The sequence below is a fragment of the Starkeya nomas genome, from assembly GCF_902703545.1.
Lineage (GTDB): Bacteria > Pseudomonadota > Alphaproteobacteria > Rhizobiales > Xanthobacteraceae > Ancylobacter > Ancylobacter moscoviensis.
Genome location: NZ_CACSAS010000001.1, coordinates 858,160 through 877,941, shown reverse-complemented (window position 1 = coordinate 877,941; position 19,782 = coordinate 858,160). Strand labels below are relative to the sequence as shown.

Genomic DNA, 19,782 nt, shown 5'->3' with positions numbered 1-19,782 from the left:
GGTCAAGTCGTGAAGGGGTGGGCGGGCACGGCGTCGGACGTCTCCTCGTGGCTGAGGCCCTCGCCTTCCGCTACCGCCATGCGGGCACGCAGCAATTCCGACGCCAGCGCCCGCGTCAGGGGTCGCTTGCGGGCCAGCGCTTCGCGGTCGAGCTCGGCCACGATATCGCGAAGGCCGGCGATGGAGCGCTCCACGCGCGGCAGAAGGTAGTTCAGCAGCCCCTCGTCGGGAACGATCTGGCGGTCGGCGAACAGCTTGACGGCCACCGCCGCCAGCAGTGGCTCGTCCGGCGGCCCAAGCGTGACGGCGGGCATCGCCCGCAGGCGCGAGGCCAGATCCCGCGTCGCCACCGTCTCCGCCAGTGCGGCGGGAGAGCGGCGAGCCGTCACCAGAAGGCTGGCGCGCTGCTCGCCGACCAGATTGAGCAGATGGAACAGCGCCGCCTCGGGCAGCGGCCCTTCGCCGAGGTCCTCCACCACCAGCGCGCCGCCGGCCAGCAGGACGGGAATGGCGGTGATGTCGAGCGCCGCCGCCGCCACGACGGGCGCCTCGGCCGCCTCCGCGAAGATGGCCGAAAGATGCGATTTGCCCGACCCCTCCGGCCCCACCAGCGCGACCGCGCGCGCCGGCCAGTCCGGCCAGGCGTCGATCAGCGCCAGAGCCGCCTCGTTCGCCGGACCGGGCAGGAAGTCGTCCCGTGTCCGGCTGTCGGCGTGCGGGAGGTCGAGCGGCAGCTGGCGCGACGCCATGGCTCAGTGCGCCCGCACTTCCGGCGCCGTCAGGGCGGGTTCCGGCGGCGCGCCCGAGGGTTCACCCTCGCCCGTGTAGAGCGGGCTTTCGAGGTAGCGGCTGATGGCGAAGCGAACGAGCACGCCCACGGCTGCCGCCAGTGGCACGGCGAGCAGCAGGCCGAGGAAGCCGAGCAGATAGCCGAAGGCCAACAGGGCGAACATCAGCCAGACGGGGTGCAGCCCGACGCTGTCGCCGACCAGCTTGGGCGAGAGGATGTAGCCCTCGATGAACTGGCCGAAGATGAAGATGCCGATGACCACCGCGATCATGGTGTAGTCGGGGAAGAACTGCACGATGGCGACGCCGCCCGCCAGCACCAGCCCGGTCAGCGAGCCGACATAGGGGATGAAGGTGATGATCCCCGAAACGAAACCGATGACGAAGCCGAAGTTCAGCCCCGCCATGGTGAGGCTGACGGCATAGAAGCTGCCGAGGATCACGCACACCATCGACTGCCCGCGCACGAAGCCGGCAATGGCGCGGTCCATCTGCATGGCGAGGCTGCGGATCACCTCGCGGTTCTTCACCGGCAGCCAGGAATCGACCTTCTCCACCATGTGGTTCCAGTCGTTCAGGATGTAGAAGGCGACCACCGGCGTGATGACGAGCAGCGAGAACAGCGAGATCAGCGCCTGCCCGCCGGTCCACAGCCCCTGGATCAGGGTGAGCATGTAGGCCGCGCCCTGGGTGACCAGATCGCCGAGCCCCTGCTGGATGCTGGGCATGCGGTCGCCGACGAAGTCGCGCAGCCACTCGGCCCGCTCGCCGGTCATCAGATTCTGCAGCTTGACGATGTATTCGGGCAGCCGCTGGATGAAGGCGGCGAGCTGGGCGCCGAAGATCGGCACCACCAGCAGCATGAGCAGGATGGCGAGCAGCAGGGTCAGCGCGATCGCCGCCAGCGACGCCACCAGCCGGTTGACGCCCCAATGCTCCAGCCGGGTCGTCACCGGATTGAGGAAATAGGCGAGCGCGAGGCCGGCGACGAAGGGCAGCAGCACGCTGCTGAGCAGCCAGGCCGCCGCGATGAACAGCGCCAGCACGGTCAGCCAGAACGTCACCTGCTTGTGCCAGGCCATGCGAACGCACCTCACCAACAACCGTTACGCGTCGCATCATAGATACAGGAAAATGCGGCGCGAGCGATGTACAAGCGATACCGCCCCCGCCATTCACAGCCGGGAGGGCCGGTGGGGTGGTCCGGGCGGCCGCCACGGCCCGCCGCCGGCGCCTGCCTCGCGGAAGAAGAGCCACTCTTCACCCTGCGGGACCGTGACGCATCGGCCGCGACGTGGCACAAGGCGGTGTCCTGGTCTGCCTGCCGTGATCCCTCCGATGCGCTCCTCCCTCGTCACCTCCGCCGTCGTCGCCGCCCTCGTCGGGTTCGGCGGCACGCTCGCCCTGATCGTCGCCGCCGCGCAGGCGGTCGGCGCCACGCCGGGGCAGACGACCTCGGGCGTCGTCGGCCTGTGCCTGTCCATGGCGTTGACCTCCGCCTGGCTCGGCTGGCGCCACCGCATGCCGATCATCACCGCCTGGACGACGCCGGGCGCGGCACTGATCGCCGGCTCGCACGGGCTGACCGTGGAGACCGCCGTCGGCGCCTTCCTGCTCGCGGGCGTGCTCATTCTGATCACCGCCGCGGTCAAGCCGCTGGGCTCGCTGGTGCAGCGCCTGCCGGTCGCCATTGCCGCGGCCATGCTGGCCGGCGTGCTGTTCCGCTTCTGCACCGCCGTCTTCACCGCCGGGCAGGCCGATCCGCTGCTGGTGCTGCCGCTCGTGCTGGTCTTCCTTGTCGCCCGGCGCATCAGCCCGTTCGGCTCGGTGCTCGCCGTGCTGGTCATCGGCATCGCGCTCGCCTTCTTCCTCGGCCTCGTCGGACCGCTGCCCTCCGGCACGCCGCTGCCGACACTCGAATTCATCCTGCCGCGCTTCGACACGCAGGCGCTGATCGGTATCGGCCTGCCGCTCTATGTCGTCACCATGGCCTCGCAGAACCTGCCGGGCTTCGCCGTGCTGCAGGCGGCCGGCTACAAGCCGCCCACCCAGTCCATCCTCGCCTCGACGGCGGTCGCCTCGCTGATCACCGCGCCCTTCGGCTCGCTGACCAGCAACCTCGCCGCCATCACGGCGTCGATCTGCACCGGGCCGGACACCCATCCCGATCCGCAAAAGCGGTGGATGGCGACGCCCTTCTACGCGCTCAGCTATCTCGTTCTGGCCGCCGGCGGCGCCTTCGTCGTCGCGCTCATCGCCGCCCTCCCCCCCGGACTGGTGGCGACCTTTGCCGGCCTCGCCCTGCTCGGCCCGCTGGTGAACGCGCTCGGCACCGCCATGGGCGATGCAGCCAAGCGCTTTCCCGCCGTGCTCACCTTCGCCGTCACCGCTTCCGGCGTGTCGCTGTTCGACATCGGCTCGGCCTTCTGGGGACTGACGGCCGGGCTGATCGCGCTGGGCATCGATCACGCCGGCAAGCGCTGACCCCGAACCCGCTCCGGCTTGCGGGGGCGCCGATAAGCGGCTAAGCCCCCGACATCCTCGAAAAACGGCCGGAACGGGTTGAGATGAGCGGTACGGACAAGGGCCTCAGCTATCGCGACGCGGGCGTCGACATCGACGCCGGCAACCGGCTGGTCGACCTCATCAAGCCGCTGGTGAAGGCGACGCGCCGGCCCGGCGCCGACGCGGAGATCGGCGGCTTCGGCGGCGTGTTCGACCCCAAGGCCGCCGGCTTCAAGGACCCGCTCATCGTCGCCACCACCGACGGCGTCGGCACCAAGCTGAAGATCGCCATCGAGACCGGCCGGCACGACACCATCGGCATCGACCTCGTGGCCATGTGCGTCAACGACCTCGTGGTCCAGGGCGCCGAGCCGCTGTTCTTCCTGGACTATTTCGCCACCGGCAAGCTCGCGCCGGATGTCGGCGCGAAGATCGTCGCCGGCATCGCGAAGGGTTGCGCCGAGGCCGGCTGCGCGCTGATCGGCGGCGAAACCGCCGAAATGCCCGGCATGTATGCCGATGGCGACTACGACCTCGCCGGCTTCTCGGTCGGCGCCGTGGAGCGCGGCCATCTCCTGCCCTCGCCGAACGTGCGGCCGGGCGACGTGCTTCTCGGCCTCGCCTCCTCCGGCGTGCACTCCAACGGCTATTCGCTGGTGCGCCGCATCGTCGAGGTCTCCGGGCTCCCCTGGGACGCGCCCGCGCCGTTCGCGCCGTCGGTGACGCTCGGCGAGGCGCTGCTCACCCCGACGCGGCTCTATGTGAAGTCCTCGCTGGCGGCGATCCGCTCGACCGGCAAGGTGAAGGCGCTCGCCCACATCACCGGCGGCGGCCTCACCGAGAATCTCCCGCGCGTGCTGCCCAAGCACACGATCGGGCGCATCGATCTCTCCGGGCTCGCCGTCCCGCCGGTGTTCCGCTGGCTGGCGCAGGTGGGCAAGGTCGCGCCGGAGGAAATGCTGCGCGCCTTCAACTGCGGCATCGGCATGGTCGTGGTCTGCGCGCCCGAGGATGCCGAGACGGTGGCCGACGCCTTCGCCGATGCCGGCGAGGAGGTGGTGCATCTCGGTGCCATCGAGCCGGGTGAAGGCTCCGCGCATACCGTCTATGATGGCACGCTGGCCGTCGGCGAGCGGCTCTGAGGTCCGTGATGACGAAGCCCCGCGTGGCCGTCCTCATCTCCGGGCGCGGCTCCAACATGATGTCGCTGATCGAGGCGGCGGCCGCGCCGGACTTTCCGGCGGAGATCGCGGTGGTGATCTCCAACCGGCCCGACGCGCACGGCCTCGCCCGCGCGCAGGCGGCCAACATCCCGACCCGCATCATCGATCACAAGGCCTTCGCGGATCGCGCCGGTTTCGACGCGGCGCTCGACGCGGCGCTGGCGGAGGAGCAGGTCGACCTCGTGTGCCTGGCCGGCTTCATGCGCCTTCTCACCGCCGGCTTCACCCAGAAATGGTCGGGCCGGATGATCAACATCCATCCCGCCCTGCTGCCCAGCTTCAAGGGCCTGCACACCCATGAGCGGGCGCTGGCGGAAGGCGTGAAGATCCACGGCTGCACGGTGCACTTCGTCACCGCCGAGATGGATGTCGGGCCGATCATCATGCAGGCCGCCGTGCCGGTGCTGGAGGCCGACACGCCGGACACGCTGGGCGCGCGCGTGCTGGAGCAGGAGCACGTGATCTATCCGGCCGCGTTGCGCCTCGTCAGCGACGGCCGGGCGCGGCTGGCGGGAAACCGCGTCGCCGTCGACGAATTCGAGACCATCCCTCCCGCCCTCGTCGTGCCACCGGCGGGATAAGGGCGCGCCTCACGCCCGCTCGATCCGCACCCGGTTGTCGTGCAGCGCCGCGCCGCCCACGGGGGCGACGGGGTCGGAGCCCGTCAGGCTGTTGATGCCACGGCCACCTTGATGAGAGCGGTTCGGCCAGATCGATTCAGCCACCGCCACGCCGCGCCGCAGCCCGTCGAACAGCCGCACATGGAGGAGCACGGCGCCGCGCTCGCTCGTCACCCGGGCGAGATCGCCCTCGCCGAGCCCGTGCGCAGCGGCGTCCTCGGGGTGGACCATCAGTTCCGGCCGCTTTTCGCGGGCGATGGAGCCCGGCGTCTCCGTGAAGCTGGAATTGAGGAAGGAACGGGCCGGCGAGGTCACGAGGCGGAAGGGGAAATCCTCCGTCGCCTCCTCGATCACCGCCCAGTGGTCCGGCCATTGCGGCATGGTCTCGTAGGGCCCGAACTTGGCCGGCGCCGCATAGGGCACCTTCGCCCAGTTCGGCTTGAGGCGAAACTTGCCGTCCGGCCAGCTGAAGCCCTTCAAATAGTGCGCCGTCTCGAAATCCGGCTGGATGTCGAGGAAGCGCTTCTCCTCCAGCTCCTCCACCGTGCCGCGGCCGGTCGCCTGCAGCATCCAGTCGATGTGCTCGCGCGGGCTCATCCGGAAACCCTGGTGCTCCGCACCGAGGCGCTCGGCCAGCGCGCAGATCACCTCATGGTTCGAGCGGCATTCGCCGGGCGGCTCCACCAGCTTGGGGCCGAGGATGACATACTGGTTGCCGCCGCCCTGATAGAGGTCGTCATGTTCGGTGAACATGGTCGCCGGCAGCACGATATCCGCCATCCGCGCCGTCTCGGTCATGAACTGCTCGTGCACGGCGACGAACAGGTCTTCCCGCGCGAAGCCGCGCCGCACCTTCTCCTGATCGGGAGCGACCGACACCGGATTGGTGTTCTGGATCAGCATGGCCGTCACCGGCGGCCCGCCGACCAGCGCTTCCGGATCGCCGGTCAGGATGTCGCCGATGCGCGACTGGTCGAGCTCGCGCGAGGTGACGCCCCGGATGTCGCGCCCCTCGACCATCTGCTTGTTCCAGCTATAGATGGCGCTGTTGGAATGGAACAGGCCGCCGCCCTCGTGCTGCCAGGCGCCGGTCACGGTGGGGATGCAGCTCACCGCGTGCATCGCCACCGCGCCGTTGCGCGAGCGGGTGAAGCCGTAGCCGGCGCGGATGAAGGTCTTCGGCGTCCGGCCTATGGCCTGGGCGAGGGCTTCGATCTCGGTGACCGGCATGCCGGTGATGTGGGCCGCCCATTCCGGATCGCGCGTGCGAAGATGCGCTTCGAGGCCGGCGGCATCGTCGGCGAACGCGGCGAGATAGGCGCGGTCCGCGAAACCGTCGCGGAACAGCACATGCATGATGGCGCAGGCCAACGCACCGTCCGTGCCGGGGCGGATCAGCACCGGGATATCGGCCTGCTCCATGGTCGGAGAGCGATAGACGTCGACCACCGCGATCTTCGCGCCCCGCTCCTTGCGGGCACGGATGGCATGGGTCATCACGTTGATCTGCGTCGCCACCGGATTGGTGCCCCAGATCACCACCAGATCCGCCTTGGCCATCTCGCGCGGGTCGGGCCCCGCCAGCCTGCCCGTGCCGGCGAGCAGGCCGCTCCAGGCCGGATTGACGCAGATCGATGAGAAGAAGCGCGAATACCCCTTGGCGTGGGTCAGCCGGTTGATGCCGTCGCGCATCACCAGCCCCATCGTGCCCGCGTAGTAATAGGGCCAGACCGCCTCCGGCCCGTGCGCGCGCTCGGCCTTGCGGAACGCCTCCGCGATCTCGTCCAGCGCCTCATCCCAGGAGATGGGAGCGAAGGCACCCTCCCCCTTCGGTCCAACACGCCGCAGCGGCTGCGTCAGCCGGTCGGGATGGTTCGCGCGCTCGGCATAGCGCGCGACCTTGGCGCAGATCACCCCGGCGGTGAAGGTGTTGGCGCTGGAGCCGCGCACGCGCCCGATGCGCCCGCCGGAAATGTCGATCTCCAGCGCGCAGGTGGAGGGGCAGTCGTGCGGGCAGGCGGAATAGCCGGTGCGGACAGGCGGGATGGTCGGCGAGATATGCTGATTCATGAAAAGGCGCTCCGCCACCATGGTAGCGGAGCGCCCTGTCTTTTCACACCGTAACGGAGGACCGGCTCAGTGCGAGCCGACGGTGGCCTCCGAGCGGCGGCTCTTCACGATCCAGCCGAAGCCGATCACGAAGGCCGCGCCGATCACCGCCGCCAGATAGTGCGGCAGCGCCGCCGCCTTCAGGCCGATCGGATCCTCGGGGTCCTGCACCACCTCGACGAGGTTCGCCGACCAGCCCTGCATGGCCTCCAGCGCCACCTTGTCGCTCACCAGCATCTCGCCGGCGATCCAGCCGAGCAGCGCCGCGCCGAACCAGACGAGGATCGGGAAGCGCGAGATCAGCTTCAGGATGAGCTGCGAGCCGAAGACGATGAGCGGGATGGTGAGCAGCAGGCCGAAGATGAACAGCTCGGCATGGCCGCGCGCCGCGGCGGCGATGGCGACCACGTTGTCGAGGCTCATCACCGCGTCGGCGATGGCGATGGTGCGCACCGCCTTCCAGAGGCTGTCCGCGCTCTCGACATGATGCCCCTCGCCGCCCTCGTCGAGGACCAGCTTGATCGCGATCCAGAACAGCAGAACGGCACCGACCACCTTGAGGAAGGGCACGCCGAGCAGGAAGGACACCGCCAGGGCGAACAGGATGCGCAGGCCGACGGCCGCGCCGGCGCCGAGCAGGATGCCCCATTTGCGCTGCTTCTCCGGCAGCGAGCGGCACGCCAGCGCTATGACGACCGCGTTGTCGCCCGACAACAGCAGGTCGATCCAGATGATCTGGAGCAGGGACACCCAGAAGACGGGGCTTGTGAAATCCATCTTATCCTCTCTGATCGTCTAAGCCTTGATGCGTCGCGAGAGTTTCCTGTCCCCCGTCATGGGAAGAAAACTGGCATACCTTATTAAGTAGGCCAGCATTCTCCCCTCGAACTGAAGACGCCCGCGACGTGCGAGGCCGCGGGCGTCTACGGGGAGGGAATCCCGACGCTCTTACGAACCGTGCGAACCCGTCGAATGCGCGCTGCGCCGGCGCGACAGCGTCCATCCGATCGCCAGCACCAGTGCCGCGCCGACCGCGGCAGCGACGTACTCGACATTATGGACAACGCTCTCACCGAGATATTCGAGCACCTTGACGTCCGACATGAACATCTCGCCCGCGACCCAGCCGAGCAACGCCGCGCCGGCCCAGACCAGCACGGGGAAACGCGACAGCAGGCCCATGATCAGCGCCGCGCCGGCGATGATCATGGGAATGGAAATGACGAGGCCGATGACGATAAGCGCCCAGTTGCCGTCGGCCACGGCGGCGATGGCCACCACATTGTCGAGGCTCATCACCAGATCCGCCACGGCGATGGTGCCGACCGCGCGCCACAGGCTGTCATGAGCCGCGACGCCGCCATCCTCGGCTTCTTCCGGCAGCACCAGATCGACGGCGATGTACATCAGCGCCAGCGAACCCACGATGCGCAGCCAGGGCAGGCCGAGCAGCACCGCGATGATGGCGGTGAAGACGACACGCATGCCGACGGCGACGCCCGCGCCGAGGATCATGCCGGTGCGCCGCAGCCGGTCGGGCAGCGAACGGCAGGCCATGGCGATGACCACGGCGTTGTCGCCGGACAACAGCACGTTGATCCAGATGATTTTCAGCAGTGCCAGCCAGAAAAGCGGCTCAAGATAGCTCATTGTCGTTCCCTCACCGCCCGTCCGCGTGGACGGGACAAGAATATGGTTCGTTCGGCGTTGGCGCGCCGTGCTACGGTGAGGCAAGAGGAGGTGGCTCCGGCGGGCCCACTCCCGGGCGCTCTTGGCGCGCCATAACGGCATCCCCGCTGCGGGCCACTTCTCCGTGGCCGGACCCCCGCAGCGCCATGACAGCAACATACATAATAATTCATGGGGTGGCCAAGCCCGAATACCGAAATTTCCTGGCCGGATCGTGCTGCGGGCGCGCAGTTCTACGCTGCTGCGCAAAACGACAACGCCCCGCCGGCATGTACCGACGGGGCGTGACCTTAGCGGAGGAAGCCGCGAGAACTGTGGCGATCAGCCGACGATCTCGTTGCCCGCGAAGAACTGGGCGATCTCGATCTTGGCGTTGTCCAGGCTGTCGGAGCCATGGGCCGAGTTCTCGCCGACCGAAAGGGCGAAATCCTTGCGGATGGTGCCTTCGGCGGCGTTGGCCGGGTTGGTGGCGCCCATCACGTCGCGGTACTTGGCGACGGCGTTCTCGCCTTCCAGCACCTGCACGACGATCGGCTCGGAGATCATGAAGTCCACGAGCTCGCCGAAGAAGGGGCGCTCCTTGTGCACCGCGTAGAAGGTCTCGGCCTGGGCGCGGGTCAGAAGCATGCGCTTCTGCGCGACGATGCGCAGGCCCGCCTTCTCGATATAGGCGTTGATGGCGCCCGTGAGGTTACGCCGGGTGGCGTCGGGCTTGATGATCGAAAAAGTGCGCTCGAGCGCCATGGTCTCATTCCCTGGGACTGTGGGGGACGTTGGTTCGCAGCGGCTTATAGCGGCGCCTCCCGATCCGGACAAGATGAGGGAACGCGGCGTTCTCGACAGCGTTTGGACAGCTGTCCGGTGGAATCGTGCGACGTCGAAAGGGCTAGGTTGCGGAGCGTCGCGCAACGCGCCATCTGTTCGTCGACACGAGGCGGCCGACCGCCCGCAGGGATGACGAAGATGAAGAAGTGCCTGATCATTGCCTTGAGCGCGGCCGCCATCGTGGTTGGCCTGCTCACGCTTTCCTTCCTGCCGCCCGCCGACGCGACGACCAGCGCCGAAGAGCCGGCGGGCTACAAGACCTGCTTCATGGAACGCCGCGCCACCTTCACGGACGGCGCGCCGCGCATGATCAGGGAACGCCGCTGCGTATTCGCCGAATAAAAGTCGATCACGACTTCATGAACGCCCCTTGGAACTTTACCGCGAGCACGCACGTTAAGGGGACGTTAACGGATTGGATTGAGGCAAACACGTATGAACGAACGCGTATTGTTTCGTTCCGCCAGACGCGCGAGAAATAATCGCGACGCTGGCGAGTATGTGGCGGCCTCCGCGTCTCCTTCCGAAGTTGAGAGAGAAGTAATGACAGGTTAGAACGCCGGTGGCCCCGTCCACCGGGTGGTGGATGAGGTGCGGGCATGTTCAAGACCATTGTCATAAGCGCCGTTGCTGCAGCCATGGGCTTCACCGCCCTGTTCATCGGCGCGGCATCCGCCACTGGATATTTCAAGCGTCAGGTACCGGTCGCGACGGTGGAGATTCCGACTGAGGAAGTCGCCGGCGACTGCGTGACCCAGGGCCGCTGGCTGAGCGATGCGGGCCGCATGGTCCAGGTCGAACGCGCGGTCTGCTACTGACGCTGGCTTTTCGAGACTTGGCTCGCGGCATCCCCACTCCCCCAAGCCCCACGCGAGCCCTTAGCGCCCCGGCTCCTCCCCCAGGGAGCCGGGGCAACTTTTATCCGCCCGCCGGAAGATGAACATCGGCCAACGGCGCGTTCAGCCGCCGTTGCACTGGCGCGTGCAGGATAAGCGCGTTCCGGCAACGGAAGATCGCTCGACGCAGGCCGTTCCCGCCGACCCGGCACGCGCTCGAAAAAAAGCCCCGGTCCTGTCCTCGCAGGGCCGGGGTTTATTTTGTCGCCGCAAGCACGGTCCGGTCCGGACCGTCGCCGTTTCTGGGCACCCGTCCGGATGCCGGAAAAGAACCGGGCGACGAAGCATCCTCCGCCGCCCGGTGCCTTCGATGCCGAACTCAGTCTTCGAGCAGCTTGGCCTTGAACAGCAGGCCGGCGATCAGCGCGCCGATCGGCGGAATCACGACGAACAGCCAGAGCTGCTCCAGCGCCTTGCCGCCGACGAACAGCGCCGGGCCGATGCTGCGGGCCGGGTTGACCGACACGCCGGTGGCCGGAATGAACACGATGTGGATCAGCACCAGCGTCAGGCCGATGGCGAGGCCCGCGACCGGGGTGGTGCCGGCCTTGCTGGTCGCGCCGAGGATCACGACAAGGAACACGAAGGTGCCGATCAGCTCGGCAAGGATCGCAGTCGAGAGGCCGAAATTGCGGCCATAGCCCTCACCCCAGCCATTCTGGCCGAGGCCCGCGGTTGCGATATCGAAGCCGCCGATCTTGCCGGACATGATGAGGTAGAGCAGCGCCGCGCCGGCGATGCCGCCGAGCACCTGGAAGATGATGTAGCCGATGAGGTCAGCGAAGGAGAGACGTCCGGCCGCCCACACGCCGACGCTGACGGCGGGGTTGATGTGGCAGCCCGAGATCGGCCCGATGCCATAGGCCATCGCCGTTACCGACAGACCGAAGGCGAAGGCGACCGCCAGGAACCAGACCGGCGAGGCCTCGGCGAAGCCGGTCACGACGACCGAACCGCACCCGAAAAGCACCAGAACGGCGGTGCCGATGAATTCAGCGACATATTTCTTCATGCGCCTATTCCTTGTTCAATGACGCCCGAATTGGGATACGCCCCATAGGTACGTACCTCCGGCGAGGAGATGCCTCACGGCGATTCGGGTCAAGCCCTTGAGGGGCACGGATCGGCCTACCATTCACATGCGCGTGTGATGGCGGCCATCACGAGAGGGAATTGGCCAACGACATCCCGCCCGGGCAGCATGGCCCAATCAGTGTGCAGCGCCGCCCAGCGGCACCGGATCCCTGTCCCCGCGAGCCCAGCCATGACGCCCGACCAGCTCTTCGTCCGCCGCTACCGCGATCTCGCCGCCTACAACGCCTGGGCCAACCGGCGCCTTTACGCGGCGGTTGGCCGGCTCGACGACGGCCAGTACCGGGCCGATCGCGGCGCCTTCTTCGGTTCGGTGCACGGCACGCTGAACCATCTGCTTGTGGGCGACCGGTTGTGGATGCGGCGGATCACCGGCACGGGCGACGAGCCGGCGCGCCTCGATACCATCCTGTTCCGGACATTGCCGGAGCTTGCCGAGGCACGGACCGCCGAGGATGCACGCATATCCGCCCATATGGACGGCCTCGACGCCGCCACCCTCGCGGCGGAGCTGTATTACGCGAATGTGGCGGGTGCCCGCTTCGTCCAGCCGCTCGCCTCCGTGCTCGACCATTTTTTCAATCACCAGACCCACCACCGGGGCCAGCTGCATTGCCTCGTCAGCGGTTTTCTCGGCAATGAGGGCGCGCCGTCGCTCGATCTCATCGCCTTCCAGCGCGAGAGCGGCCTCGCGCGGCCGGGCTAGGCGTCGCAAAGGCTCCGCCAGGCGCCTCGAGCCCCGCCATCGCTCTTGCCGGGCGGGTGACTGCACGGCACAAGACGCTCCATGATCGTATTCGAAGACATCTCGCTGCGCGTCGCCGGGCGACTGCTGATCGACCATGCCTCCGCCATCCTGCCCGAGGGCGGGCGCGTGGGCCTCGTCGGCCGCAACGGCACCGGCAAGACGACGCTGTTCCGCGCCATCACCGGCGACATCGCGCTGGAGACCGGCGACATCCGCATTCCCGCCGGCGCGCGCATCGGTCAGGTGGCGCAGGAGGCCCCCGCCGGGCCGGAGAAGCTGATCGACGTCGTGCTTGCCGCCGACACCGAGCGCGCGCATCTGCTGAGGGAGCGCGAGGAGACGACGGACCCGGCCCGCATCGCCGAGATCGAGCTGCGCCTCGTCGATATCGACGCCCATGCAGCTCCCGCCCGCGCCGCCCGCATCCTCGCCGGCCTCGGCTTCGACGAAGCGGCGCAGCAGCGGCCCTGCTCGGAATTCTCCGGCGGCTGGCGCATGCGCGTGGCGCTCGCCGCCGTGCTCTTCGCCGAGCCGGACCTGCTGCTGCTCGACGAGCCGACGAACTATCTCGATCTCGAAGGCACGCTCTGGCTGCAGGATTACCTCGCCCGCTATCCCCGCACCGTGCTCATCGTCAGTCACGACCGCGAGCTGCTGAACGAATCCGTGCAGTTCATCCTGCATCTCGACCAGGGCAAGCTGTCGCTCTGGCGTGGCGGCTATGATTCCTTCGAGCGCCAGCGGGCCGAGAAGCAGGCGCTTGACCAGAAAGCGCGCCTCAAGCAGGAAGCCAAGCGCAAGCACATGGAGGCCTTCGTCGAGCGCTTCCGCGCCAAGGCATCCAAGGCGCGGCAGGCGCAATCGCGGCTGAAGGCGCTGGCGCGGCTGGCCCCGATCGCCGAGGCCGTCGGCGAAAGCGCGGCGGCGATCTCCATCCGCCACCCCGAGCGTATTCCCTCCCCGCCCATCCTCACCCTCGACGGCGTATCCGCCGGCTACGAGCCGGGACGGCCGATCCTGCGCAACCTCACCCTGCGCATCGACCATGACGACCGCATCGCCCTGCTCGGACCGAACGGCAACGGCAAGTCGACCTTCGCCAAGCTGATTTCCGGGCGCCTGGCGCCGCTCGGCGGCAAGATGGTCCAGGCGGCGGGCCTGGAGATCGCCTATCTCGCCCAGCACCAGCTCGACGAGCTCGTCGCCGGCGAGACGGTCTACGATCACGTGCGCCGGCTGATGCCGGAGACGCCCGAAGCCAAGGTACGATCGCGTGCCGCCGAGATGGGCTTTTCCGGCGCTACCGCCAACACCACCATTTCCGCGCTGTCCGGCGGCGAGAAGGCCCGGCTGCTGCTCGGCCTCGCGGCTTTCCACGGACCGCATCTGCTCATCCTCGACGAGCCGACCAATCATCTCGACATCGCCGCGCGTCAGGCGCTGATGGAAGCGATCAATGACTTTCCCGGCGCGGTGATCCTGATCAGCCACGATCGCTCGCTGCTCGACGCCAGTGCCGAACGCCTCTGGCTGGTCGCCGAGGGAACCGTGCGCCCCTATGACGGGGATCTCGACGAGTATCAGAAGCTCGTCGTCGGCCGCAGCGCCTCCTCGCAGCGCAAGGAGGCGACGAGCTCGCGCGCCGATGAACGGCGGCAGGCCGCCGACCGGCGGGCGGAGACGGCTCCGCTGCGCAAGAAGATCAAGGAGATCGAGACCGCGATGGCCAAGCTGGAGAGGGGCATCGCCGTCTTCGATGAGAAGCTGGCCGACGAAGCGCTCTATGTGAAGAATCCGGCCGAAGCCCAGCGCCTCGCCCGCGAGCGCGCCGACGCCGCCCTGGCCCTGGCAAGGGCGGAAGAAGAGTGGCTGGAGCACTCGACGGCGCTCGACGAGGCCATGGCCTCCTGAACGAAAGGCCCCGGAAGGGGCTCCCTGCCGTCGGCCTCCACGCCCTGCCGCGGGCTCACCACCTTTCGTAACGCGCCGCCGATTTTCGGCCACGCCGAGCCCGTTCGCCGATCCGTATCAGGATGGCTTCGAACGGGGTTCTCCATGTGCCGGAAAAAGCGAACTCTCCGCGCACCTGTCGGGCTGAGCGCCTTGCCCGTTGCACACGGCGATCAAAGGGGCAGGCAGGCGGAGCCCTCACCAGCGTCGCCCTCGCGCATCCGGGCTCACCCCTTCCCATCCGCATCGGCTCAAAAGCAAAAAGCCCCGGCACAAGGCCGGGGCTTTCCGTAGTCAGGATCTCGGAAGAGATCAGAAAGAACGCTTCGCCGAGAAGGTGATGCGGTTCTGGGTGGTCTCTTCGCTGTAGCCGACCGGCGGCAGGAAGAAGGCGTCCGTGCCCTTGTACTCAGCCGACAGGTAGTCGTACTGCAGGACGAGGGTCAGGCCCTTGACCGGGATCCAGCCGATGTTGGCGCCGACGTTGTAACCAACGAACTCAGCGCTGACGTCCGGGAAGATCTGGAAGGAGTCGGTCTGGGTGTAGCTGCCGACCACGCTGGTGAACACCGACGGGGTCCAGTAGTGCTGCAGAGCACCACCGACGTACCAGCCGGAGACCGTGTTGCCGAAGTAGTCAACGGTCGGGATCGCGCCCTTCAGGCCGAGGTAGCCCGGCGCGCCGTCGGCGTAAGCGCCTTCGACGTACAGGGTGGTGGTCTCAGCGAAGTCGAAGCGAACACCGGCCAGAGCCGCCCAGCCGGAGCTGTCCGAACCGTAAACCGGCGCGCCGAACCAGGAGACGTCACCGATGTCGTGGTAAGCGCCCGACAGCTTGAAGGCGCCCCAGGTGCCTTCGTAAGCGATGTTGGCCACCACGTCCGGAACCTGCTGCCCGGAGTCGAGGGTGAAGTCGGGCAGGAAGTAGGTGCCGCCGAAGTCGCCGTCGCGAGCATAGCCGTCTTCGAGGGCGATGGTCGCCGAGAAGCCGTTGCCGAAGTCAGCGGTGTACGACACGAGCTGGGTGGTCGTATCCGAGTAGAAGTTACCCGGACGGATGCCGTACCAGAAGTCGCCGGCCCAGAAGTCGAAGGTCGACTGAGCGCGACCGAAGGTGAAGCCGGCGAACTGGATGTAGCCGTACTTCAGGTAGGCATCGCTGCCGCCGACGTCGTCGAAGCCGAAGGAGGTGCCGTCTTCGTTCTGGCCGTAGCCGAACGACTCACCAGCCTCGAAGCGGGCTTCGATGTACGAACGCAGGGTGCCGTACTCGGTCTGGGTGCGGGCGTCGAGCTGGATCGCCGCGCGGGTCGTGAAGTCGAACTGCCCGTCCGGATCGAGACGGCCACCGACGACCGGCAGACCAGCGTAGCGATCCTTGACGTCCAGATCCGTCCAGTAGGTATCAGCGGTGACGTAACCGCCGACCTTGAGGCAGGTATCGGTGCCCGGAATGTAATAGAAGCCCGCGCCGTAGGTGGAGCAGATCTTCACGTATTCCGCAGCCTTCGCCTTCACAGGCAGATCGGCCGCCGCAGCAGTCCCGACCATAGCAAGCCCGGCGACCGAGCCGAGCAGCACATTCTTGATGACCGTCTTCACTTCATTCTCCCCCAAATTGGACCAATGTTGGGTTTTCGGTTGTCAGGACCCCGCCGCGAAGCGCGGCATCCACAGTGATATTGTTTGAAACGCCCCGGCGGTGCAAAGCGAAAGTGGCCGGAAAGTGCCCTGGCTGACCATTCGGCATCGAAGTGTTGCCATCGAGACACAATTTTCACGACGGCCCGGCCGGCAGATGGCTCCCGCAGGGGCCATGGTGGAAAGCCTTGGTAAATCAAGGCTTAACAAAAGGCGTCAAACGCCGCCGAACGAGCCGCACCGTTGAATTATGGCACGGCCTGCCGCCATCCCGCCGGATTCAGCGCCGCTGCCAGCGCCCGTCCGGCCCTTGCTGCCAATAGGCCACCTCGTGCCCTCCGGCCCGCGCCTCGCGCCACGCGCCACGCGCCTGATCGATGGCGTCGGAATCGTTTCCGTCGAACAGATGAATCACCCGCTCATAGGGCGAGAGGTCCGGAATCGACGCGCTGTCGATCAGGAATCGGACCGCAGCCTCGTTCGGATTCGATTCGGAGGTGGTGAGGAGAATCGGCTGGCGAGCCGGTTCGGGCTGGCGATCGGTGCCGTGCGGCAGGAACGACGCCTCGTCATAGGTCCACAGCAGCTGGTCGAGCGCGTCGACCCGCTCGGAGGAGGTCGTCTGGACGGCGCAGCGCCAGCCGCGCTCCAGGCATTTCTCCAGAAGCTGCGGCAGCGCCGCCTCGAGCGGCCGGCTCTGCAGATGATAGAAGAACACTTCCGTCATGAAGGGCTTCGCTCATCCCTCTGCCGTTCGGCCTGCGGCAGACATTTCCACCGCAGGCCCCGGCACGTCACGATTCGTAGTGGCGCGCCACCAGGTGGTCGAGCAGGCGTACGCCCCAGCCCGCGCCCCAGCTCTTGTTGAACTCGTTCGCCGGCGAGGACATGCCCGTGCCGGCAATGTCGAGATGCGCCCACGGCACGTCGCCGACGAAGCGCTGCAGGAACTGCGCGGCGGTGATCGAGCCGCCGAATCGTCCGCCGGTGTTCTTCATGTCGGCGAACTTGGAATCGATCAGCTTGTCGTAGTCGGGCGAGAGCGGCAGGCGCCACACTTTCTCGCCCGTCGACAGGCCCGAATCGGTCAGCCGCTCGGAAAGCGCGTCATTGTTGGAGAACAGGCCGGCATGCTCGGTGCCGAGCGCGACCATGATCGCGCCGGTGAGCGTGGCGAGGTCGACCATGAACTGCGGCTTGAAGCGCTCCTTGGCGTACCAGAGCACGTCGCCGAGCACGAGGCGGCCCTCGGCGTCGGTGTTGATGATCTCGATCGTCTGCCCGGACATCGAGGTGACGATGTCGCCCGGCCGCTGCGCGTTGCCGTCGGGCATGTTCTCCACCAGGCCGATGAGGCCGACCGCGTTCACCTTCGCCTTGCGGCTCGCCAGCGCGTGCATCAGGCCGACGACGCAGGCGGCGCCCGCCATGTCGCCCTTCATGTCCTCCATGCCGGCCGCCGGCTTGATGGAGATGCCGCCGGTGTCGAACACCACGCCCTTGCCGATGAAGGCGACGGGCGCCTCGCCGGCCTTGCCGCCGTTCCAGCGCATCACCACGACGCGGCTCTCCTGCGCCGAGCCCTGGCCGACGCCGAGAAGCGCACCCATGCCGAGCTTGCGCAGTTCCTTCTCGCCGAGCACCTCGACGTCGACGCCGACCTTGGCGAGGTCGCCGGTGCGCTTGGCGAATTCAGTCGGGGTCAGCACGTTGGCCGGCTCGTTCACCAGGTCGCGGGCGATGATCACGCCCTCGCCGGTGCCCTCGCGCTTCTTCCACGCGCGCTTCGCCGCCGCGTCGTCCCCTATATAAAGAGTCGCCCTGGGCTTCGGCGTCGCCTCGTCGGCCTTCTTCTTGGTCTTGTAGCGATCGAAGGAATAGGCGCGCAGCCGCAGGCCCAGCGCCACTTCGGCCGCGGCCTCCGCCGGCACTTCGCCGCCGGGCAGCGCGAGCACCACGCCCACGTCCTTCGCCGAGGCCGGCAGCCGGCCCATGATGGAACCGCCGATCTTCAGCCAGTCGAGCGACTTCAGCTCGGCCGCCTTGCCCACGCCCACCACGATGAGGCGCGAGGCGTCGAGCCCCGTCGGCGCCACGAGCTCGAGCACCTTGCCATTCTTGCCGGTGAAGCGGTCCGCCTTCGCGGCGCGCGACACCAGATCGCCGGCAGGCGCGAGCAGCGCCTCGACCGCCGGAGCGAAGGCGGGGCCCTCCCCTTCCGCCGGCTCGGCGGCGAGAAGCACGACGATCCCTTCCAGGGCGGTCGGGAGTTTGGCGAAACTGATCTTCACGTTATCGGGCATTTTCGCACCTTGAATGGCCTCGGCAGTCGATCCCTTCTCTTTAGCCGAATGCGGGCCGGGCGACGAGCCTCCCGGGGCGATCGCGACGATTAGGCCACGCTGCCCGATTTGCGCCCGATCGCGCGGGCAATTATTCATCGGGAGTGAAGACGGTCGCGCCGGGGCGGCGGACGTTTCGCAGATTCGGAAAGTCAGGGAACGCCGCTCGATGAACCGCCTGGACCGCTACGTGTTCCGATCGGCCGCCACGGCCTTTCTGGGAACGCTTCTGGTGCTGACCGCGATGATCTGGGTCACGCAGGCGCTGCGCGAGCTCGACATCATGACCACGCAGGGCCAGACCATCCTGGCCTTCGTCTTCATCACCAGCCTCGCCCTGCCCGCGCTCATCCTCGGCCTCGCGCCGGCGGCGCTGTTCATGGCGGTCGCGCACACGCTCTTCCGCATGAACAGCGATTCCGAGATCGTCGTGGCGAGCGCGGCGGGCATCTCGACGTGGCGCTTCCTGCGTCCGCTGGTGATTCTCGCGCTCATCGTGGCGACGTGCTGCGCGGCGCTCTCGCTCGAGCTGGTGCCGGCGGCGCTGCGCCAGTTCCGGTTCGAGATCTCGCGCGTGCGGGCGGACGTGGTGGCGTTCATCGCCCAGCCCGGCCGCTTCACCACGCTGGCGCAGGGCATGGTGTTCCATGTGCGCGAGCGCAACGCGAACGGCGTGCTCGGCGGCATCTTCATCAACGACGCGCGCGATCCCAATCAGGTCAACACCTACCTCGCCGAGCGCGGGCAGGTGGTCGACAGCGCCGAGGGCACCTTCCTGGTGCTGGAGGACGGCGCCATCCACCGCCGCACGACCGGCAAGCCGGACAGCAACGTGGTGGAATTCCAGCGCTACGCCTTCGACCTCTCCCCCTTCACCTCGAACGGGGAAGCCACGGTCTACCGCGCGCCGGAGCGCTCCTTCCGCGACCTGCTGAATCCCAGTTCGCAGGACGTCGCCTTCCTTCTGGAAGCCGGGCGCTTCACCGAGGAGATCCACCGAAGGCTGTCATTGCCGCTCTATGTGCTCGCCTTCTTCGGCATCGCCTGCGCGGCCTTGGCGGAACCACGCACCACGCGCGAGGGCCGCGGCCTGGCGCTGGCGGCGACGGCCCCCTTCATCATCACCTTGCAGGTGACGAGCTTCGGCCTCATCAATCAGGTGCGCAGCAATCCCGATCTCATACCATTCGTGTATATCGTGCCGATCGTCTTCATCGTGGGCTCCCTGCTCTCGCTCAGCGGCCGCTTCAAGCCGCGCATGCCGGAAGCGATTCGGCGCCGGGTGGACCGGCTCGCGCAGCGCGTGGTGCGCGCTACCGTGAACTAGGACCTTACATGACGCGACACGACGAC

Annotated in this window: 18 protein-coding genes; 8 read left to right on the top strand and 10 right to left on the bottom strand. The window is 67.6% G+C overall.

The window, feature by feature from the left end:
* Positions 1-2: 2 nt before the first annotated feature.
* A complete protein-coding gene (locus STARVERO_RS04250) occupies positions 3-749 on the bottom strand; it encodes a P-loop NTPase family protein (RefSeq protein ID WP_244616567.1) in 747 nt (248 codons plus the stop codon).
* A 3-nt stretch (positions 750-752) separates the two neighbouring features.
* A complete protein-coding gene (locus STARVERO_RS04245; protein WP_144342961.1) occupies positions 753-1,871 on the bottom strand; it encodes an AI-2E family transporter in 1,119 nt (372 codons plus the stop codon).
* A gap of 256 nt (positions 1,872-2,127) precedes the next feature.
* Here STARVERO_RS04245 and STARVERO_RS04240 point away from each other — a divergent pair, with 256 nt between their 5' ends.
* From STARVERO_RS04240 to purN, 3 genes are all read left to right on the top strand, one after another.
* Entirely contained in the window at positions 2,128-3,273 is a 1,146-nt protein-coding gene (locus STARVERO_RS04240; protein ID WP_159598013.1) for a benzoate/H(+) symporter BenE family transporter, read from the top strand.
* Positions 3,274-3,356: 83 nt separating this feature from the next.
* A complete protein-coding gene (gene purM, locus STARVERO_RS04235; RefSeq protein WP_159598012.1) occupies positions 3,357-4,436 on the top strand; it encodes a phosphoribosylformylglycinamidine cyclo-ligase in 1,080 nt (359 codons plus the stop codon).
* 8 nt (positions 4,437-4,444) lie between these two features.
* On the top strand, positions 4,445-5,098 hold the full coding sequence (gene purN, locus STARVERO_RS04230; protein WP_159598011.1) for a phosphoribosylglycinamide formyltransferase: 654 nt from the start codon (positions 4,445-4,447) through the stop codon (positions 5,096-5,098).
* 9 nt (positions 5,099-5,107) lie between these two features.
* On the opposite strand, the gene STARVERO_RS04225 is transcribed toward purN, so the two are convergent.
* The 4 genes from STARVERO_RS04225 to ndk form a co-directional block, all read right to left on the bottom strand.
* Positions 5,108-7,207: a molybdopterin-containing oxidoreductase family protein gene (locus tag STARVERO_RS04225; protein WP_159598010.1), complete on the bottom strand. Its 2,100-nt coding sequence runs from the start codon at positions 7,205-7,207 to the stop codon at positions 5,108-5,110.
* A gap of 66 nt (positions 7,208-7,273) precedes the next feature.
* Positions 7,274-8,023, bottom strand: a complete 750-nt coding sequence (locus STARVERO_RS04220) for a TerC family protein (protein ID WP_159598009.1) — start codon at positions 8,021-8,023, stop codon at positions 7,274-7,276.
* A gap of 171 nt (positions 8,024-8,194) precedes the next feature.
* On the bottom strand, positions 8,195-8,896 hold the full coding sequence (locus tag STARVERO_RS04215) for a TerC family protein (protein WP_144342967.1): 702 nt from the start codon (positions 8,894-8,896) through the stop codon (positions 8,195-8,197).
* Positions 8,897-9,256: 360 nt separating this feature from the next.
* Complete coding sequence (gene ndk, locus STARVERO_RS04210; RefSeq protein WP_144342968.1) at positions 9,257-9,679, bottom strand: nucleoside-diphosphate kinase; 423 nt, start codon at positions 9,677-9,679, stop codon at positions 9,257-9,259.
* A gap of 219 nt (positions 9,680-9,898) precedes the next feature.
* Here ndk and STARVERO_RS04205 point away from each other — a divergent pair, with 219 nt between their 5' ends.
* Both STARVERO_RS04205 and STARVERO_RS04200 read left to right on the top strand, forming a co-directional pair.
* Positions 9,899-10,102, top strand: coding sequence for a hypothetical protein (locus STARVERO_RS04205; protein WP_144342969.1), 204 nt, complete (start codon positions 9,899-9,901; stop codon positions 10,100-10,102).
* 257 nt (positions 10,103-10,359) lie between these two features.
* Positions 10,360-10,578, top strand: coding sequence for a hypothetical protein (locus STARVERO_RS04200; RefSeq protein ID WP_144342970.1), 219 nt, complete (start codon positions 10,360-10,362; stop codon positions 10,576-10,578).
* 397 nt (positions 10,579-10,975) lie between these two features.
* Here the strand turns inward: STARVERO_RS04200 and STARVERO_RS04195 are convergent, their stop codons facing one another.
* On the bottom strand, positions 10,976-11,668 hold the full coding sequence (locus STARVERO_RS04195; protein WP_144342971.1) for an aquaporin: 693 nt from the start codon (positions 11,666-11,668) through the stop codon (positions 10,976-10,978).
* 252 nt (positions 11,669-11,920) lie between these two features.
* On the opposite strand from STARVERO_RS04195, the gene STARVERO_RS04190 reads away from it, so the two are divergent.
* The gene (locus tag STARVERO_RS04190) at positions 11,921-12,454 is read left to right on the top strand and encodes a DinB family protein (RefSeq protein WP_159598008.1); all 534 of its coding nucleotides are present in this window, start codon (positions 11,921-11,923) and stop codon (positions 12,452-12,454) included.
* A gap of 81 nt (positions 12,455-12,535) precedes the next feature.
* Positions 12,536-14,407: an ABC-F family ATP-binding cassette domain-containing protein gene (locus STARVERO_RS04185; RefSeq protein ID WP_159598007.1), complete on the top strand. Its 1,872-nt coding sequence runs from the start codon at positions 12,536-12,538 to the stop codon at positions 14,405-14,407.
* Between the two features lie 351 nt (positions 14,408-14,758).
* Here the strand turns inward: STARVERO_RS04185 and STARVERO_RS04180 are convergent, their stop codons facing one another.
* The 3 genes from STARVERO_RS04180 to STARVERO_RS04170 all read right to left on the bottom strand — a co-directional run bounded on the left by STARVERO_RS04180 (position 14,759) and on the right by STARVERO_RS04170 (position 18,390).
* Positions 14,759-16,048, bottom strand: coding sequence for a porin (locus tag STARVERO_RS04180; protein WP_244616565.1), 1,290 nt, complete (start codon positions 16,046-16,048; stop codon positions 14,759-14,761).
* Between the two features lie 319 nt (positions 16,049-16,367).
* The gene (locus STARVERO_RS04175; protein WP_144342974.1) at positions 16,368-16,814 is read right to left on the bottom strand and encodes a DNA polymerase III subunit chi; all 447 of its coding nucleotides are present in this window, start codon (positions 16,812-16,814) and stop codon (positions 16,368-16,370) included.
* A 67-nt stretch (positions 16,815-16,881) separates the two neighbouring features.
* The gene (locus tag STARVERO_RS04170; RefSeq protein ID WP_159598006.1) at positions 16,882-18,390 is read right to left on the bottom strand and encodes a leucyl aminopeptidase; all 1,509 of its coding nucleotides are present in this window, start codon (positions 18,388-18,390) and stop codon (positions 16,882-16,884) included.
* Between the two features lie 208 nt (positions 18,391-18,598).
* Here STARVERO_RS04170 and lptF point away from each other — a divergent pair, with 208 nt between their 5' ends.
* A complete protein-coding gene (gene lptF, locus STARVERO_RS04165) occupies positions 18,599-19,756 on the top strand; it encodes an LPS export ABC transporter permease LptF (RefSeq protein WP_144342976.1) in 1,158 nt (385 codons plus the stop codon).
* Positions 19,757-19,782: the final 26 nt, after the last annotated feature.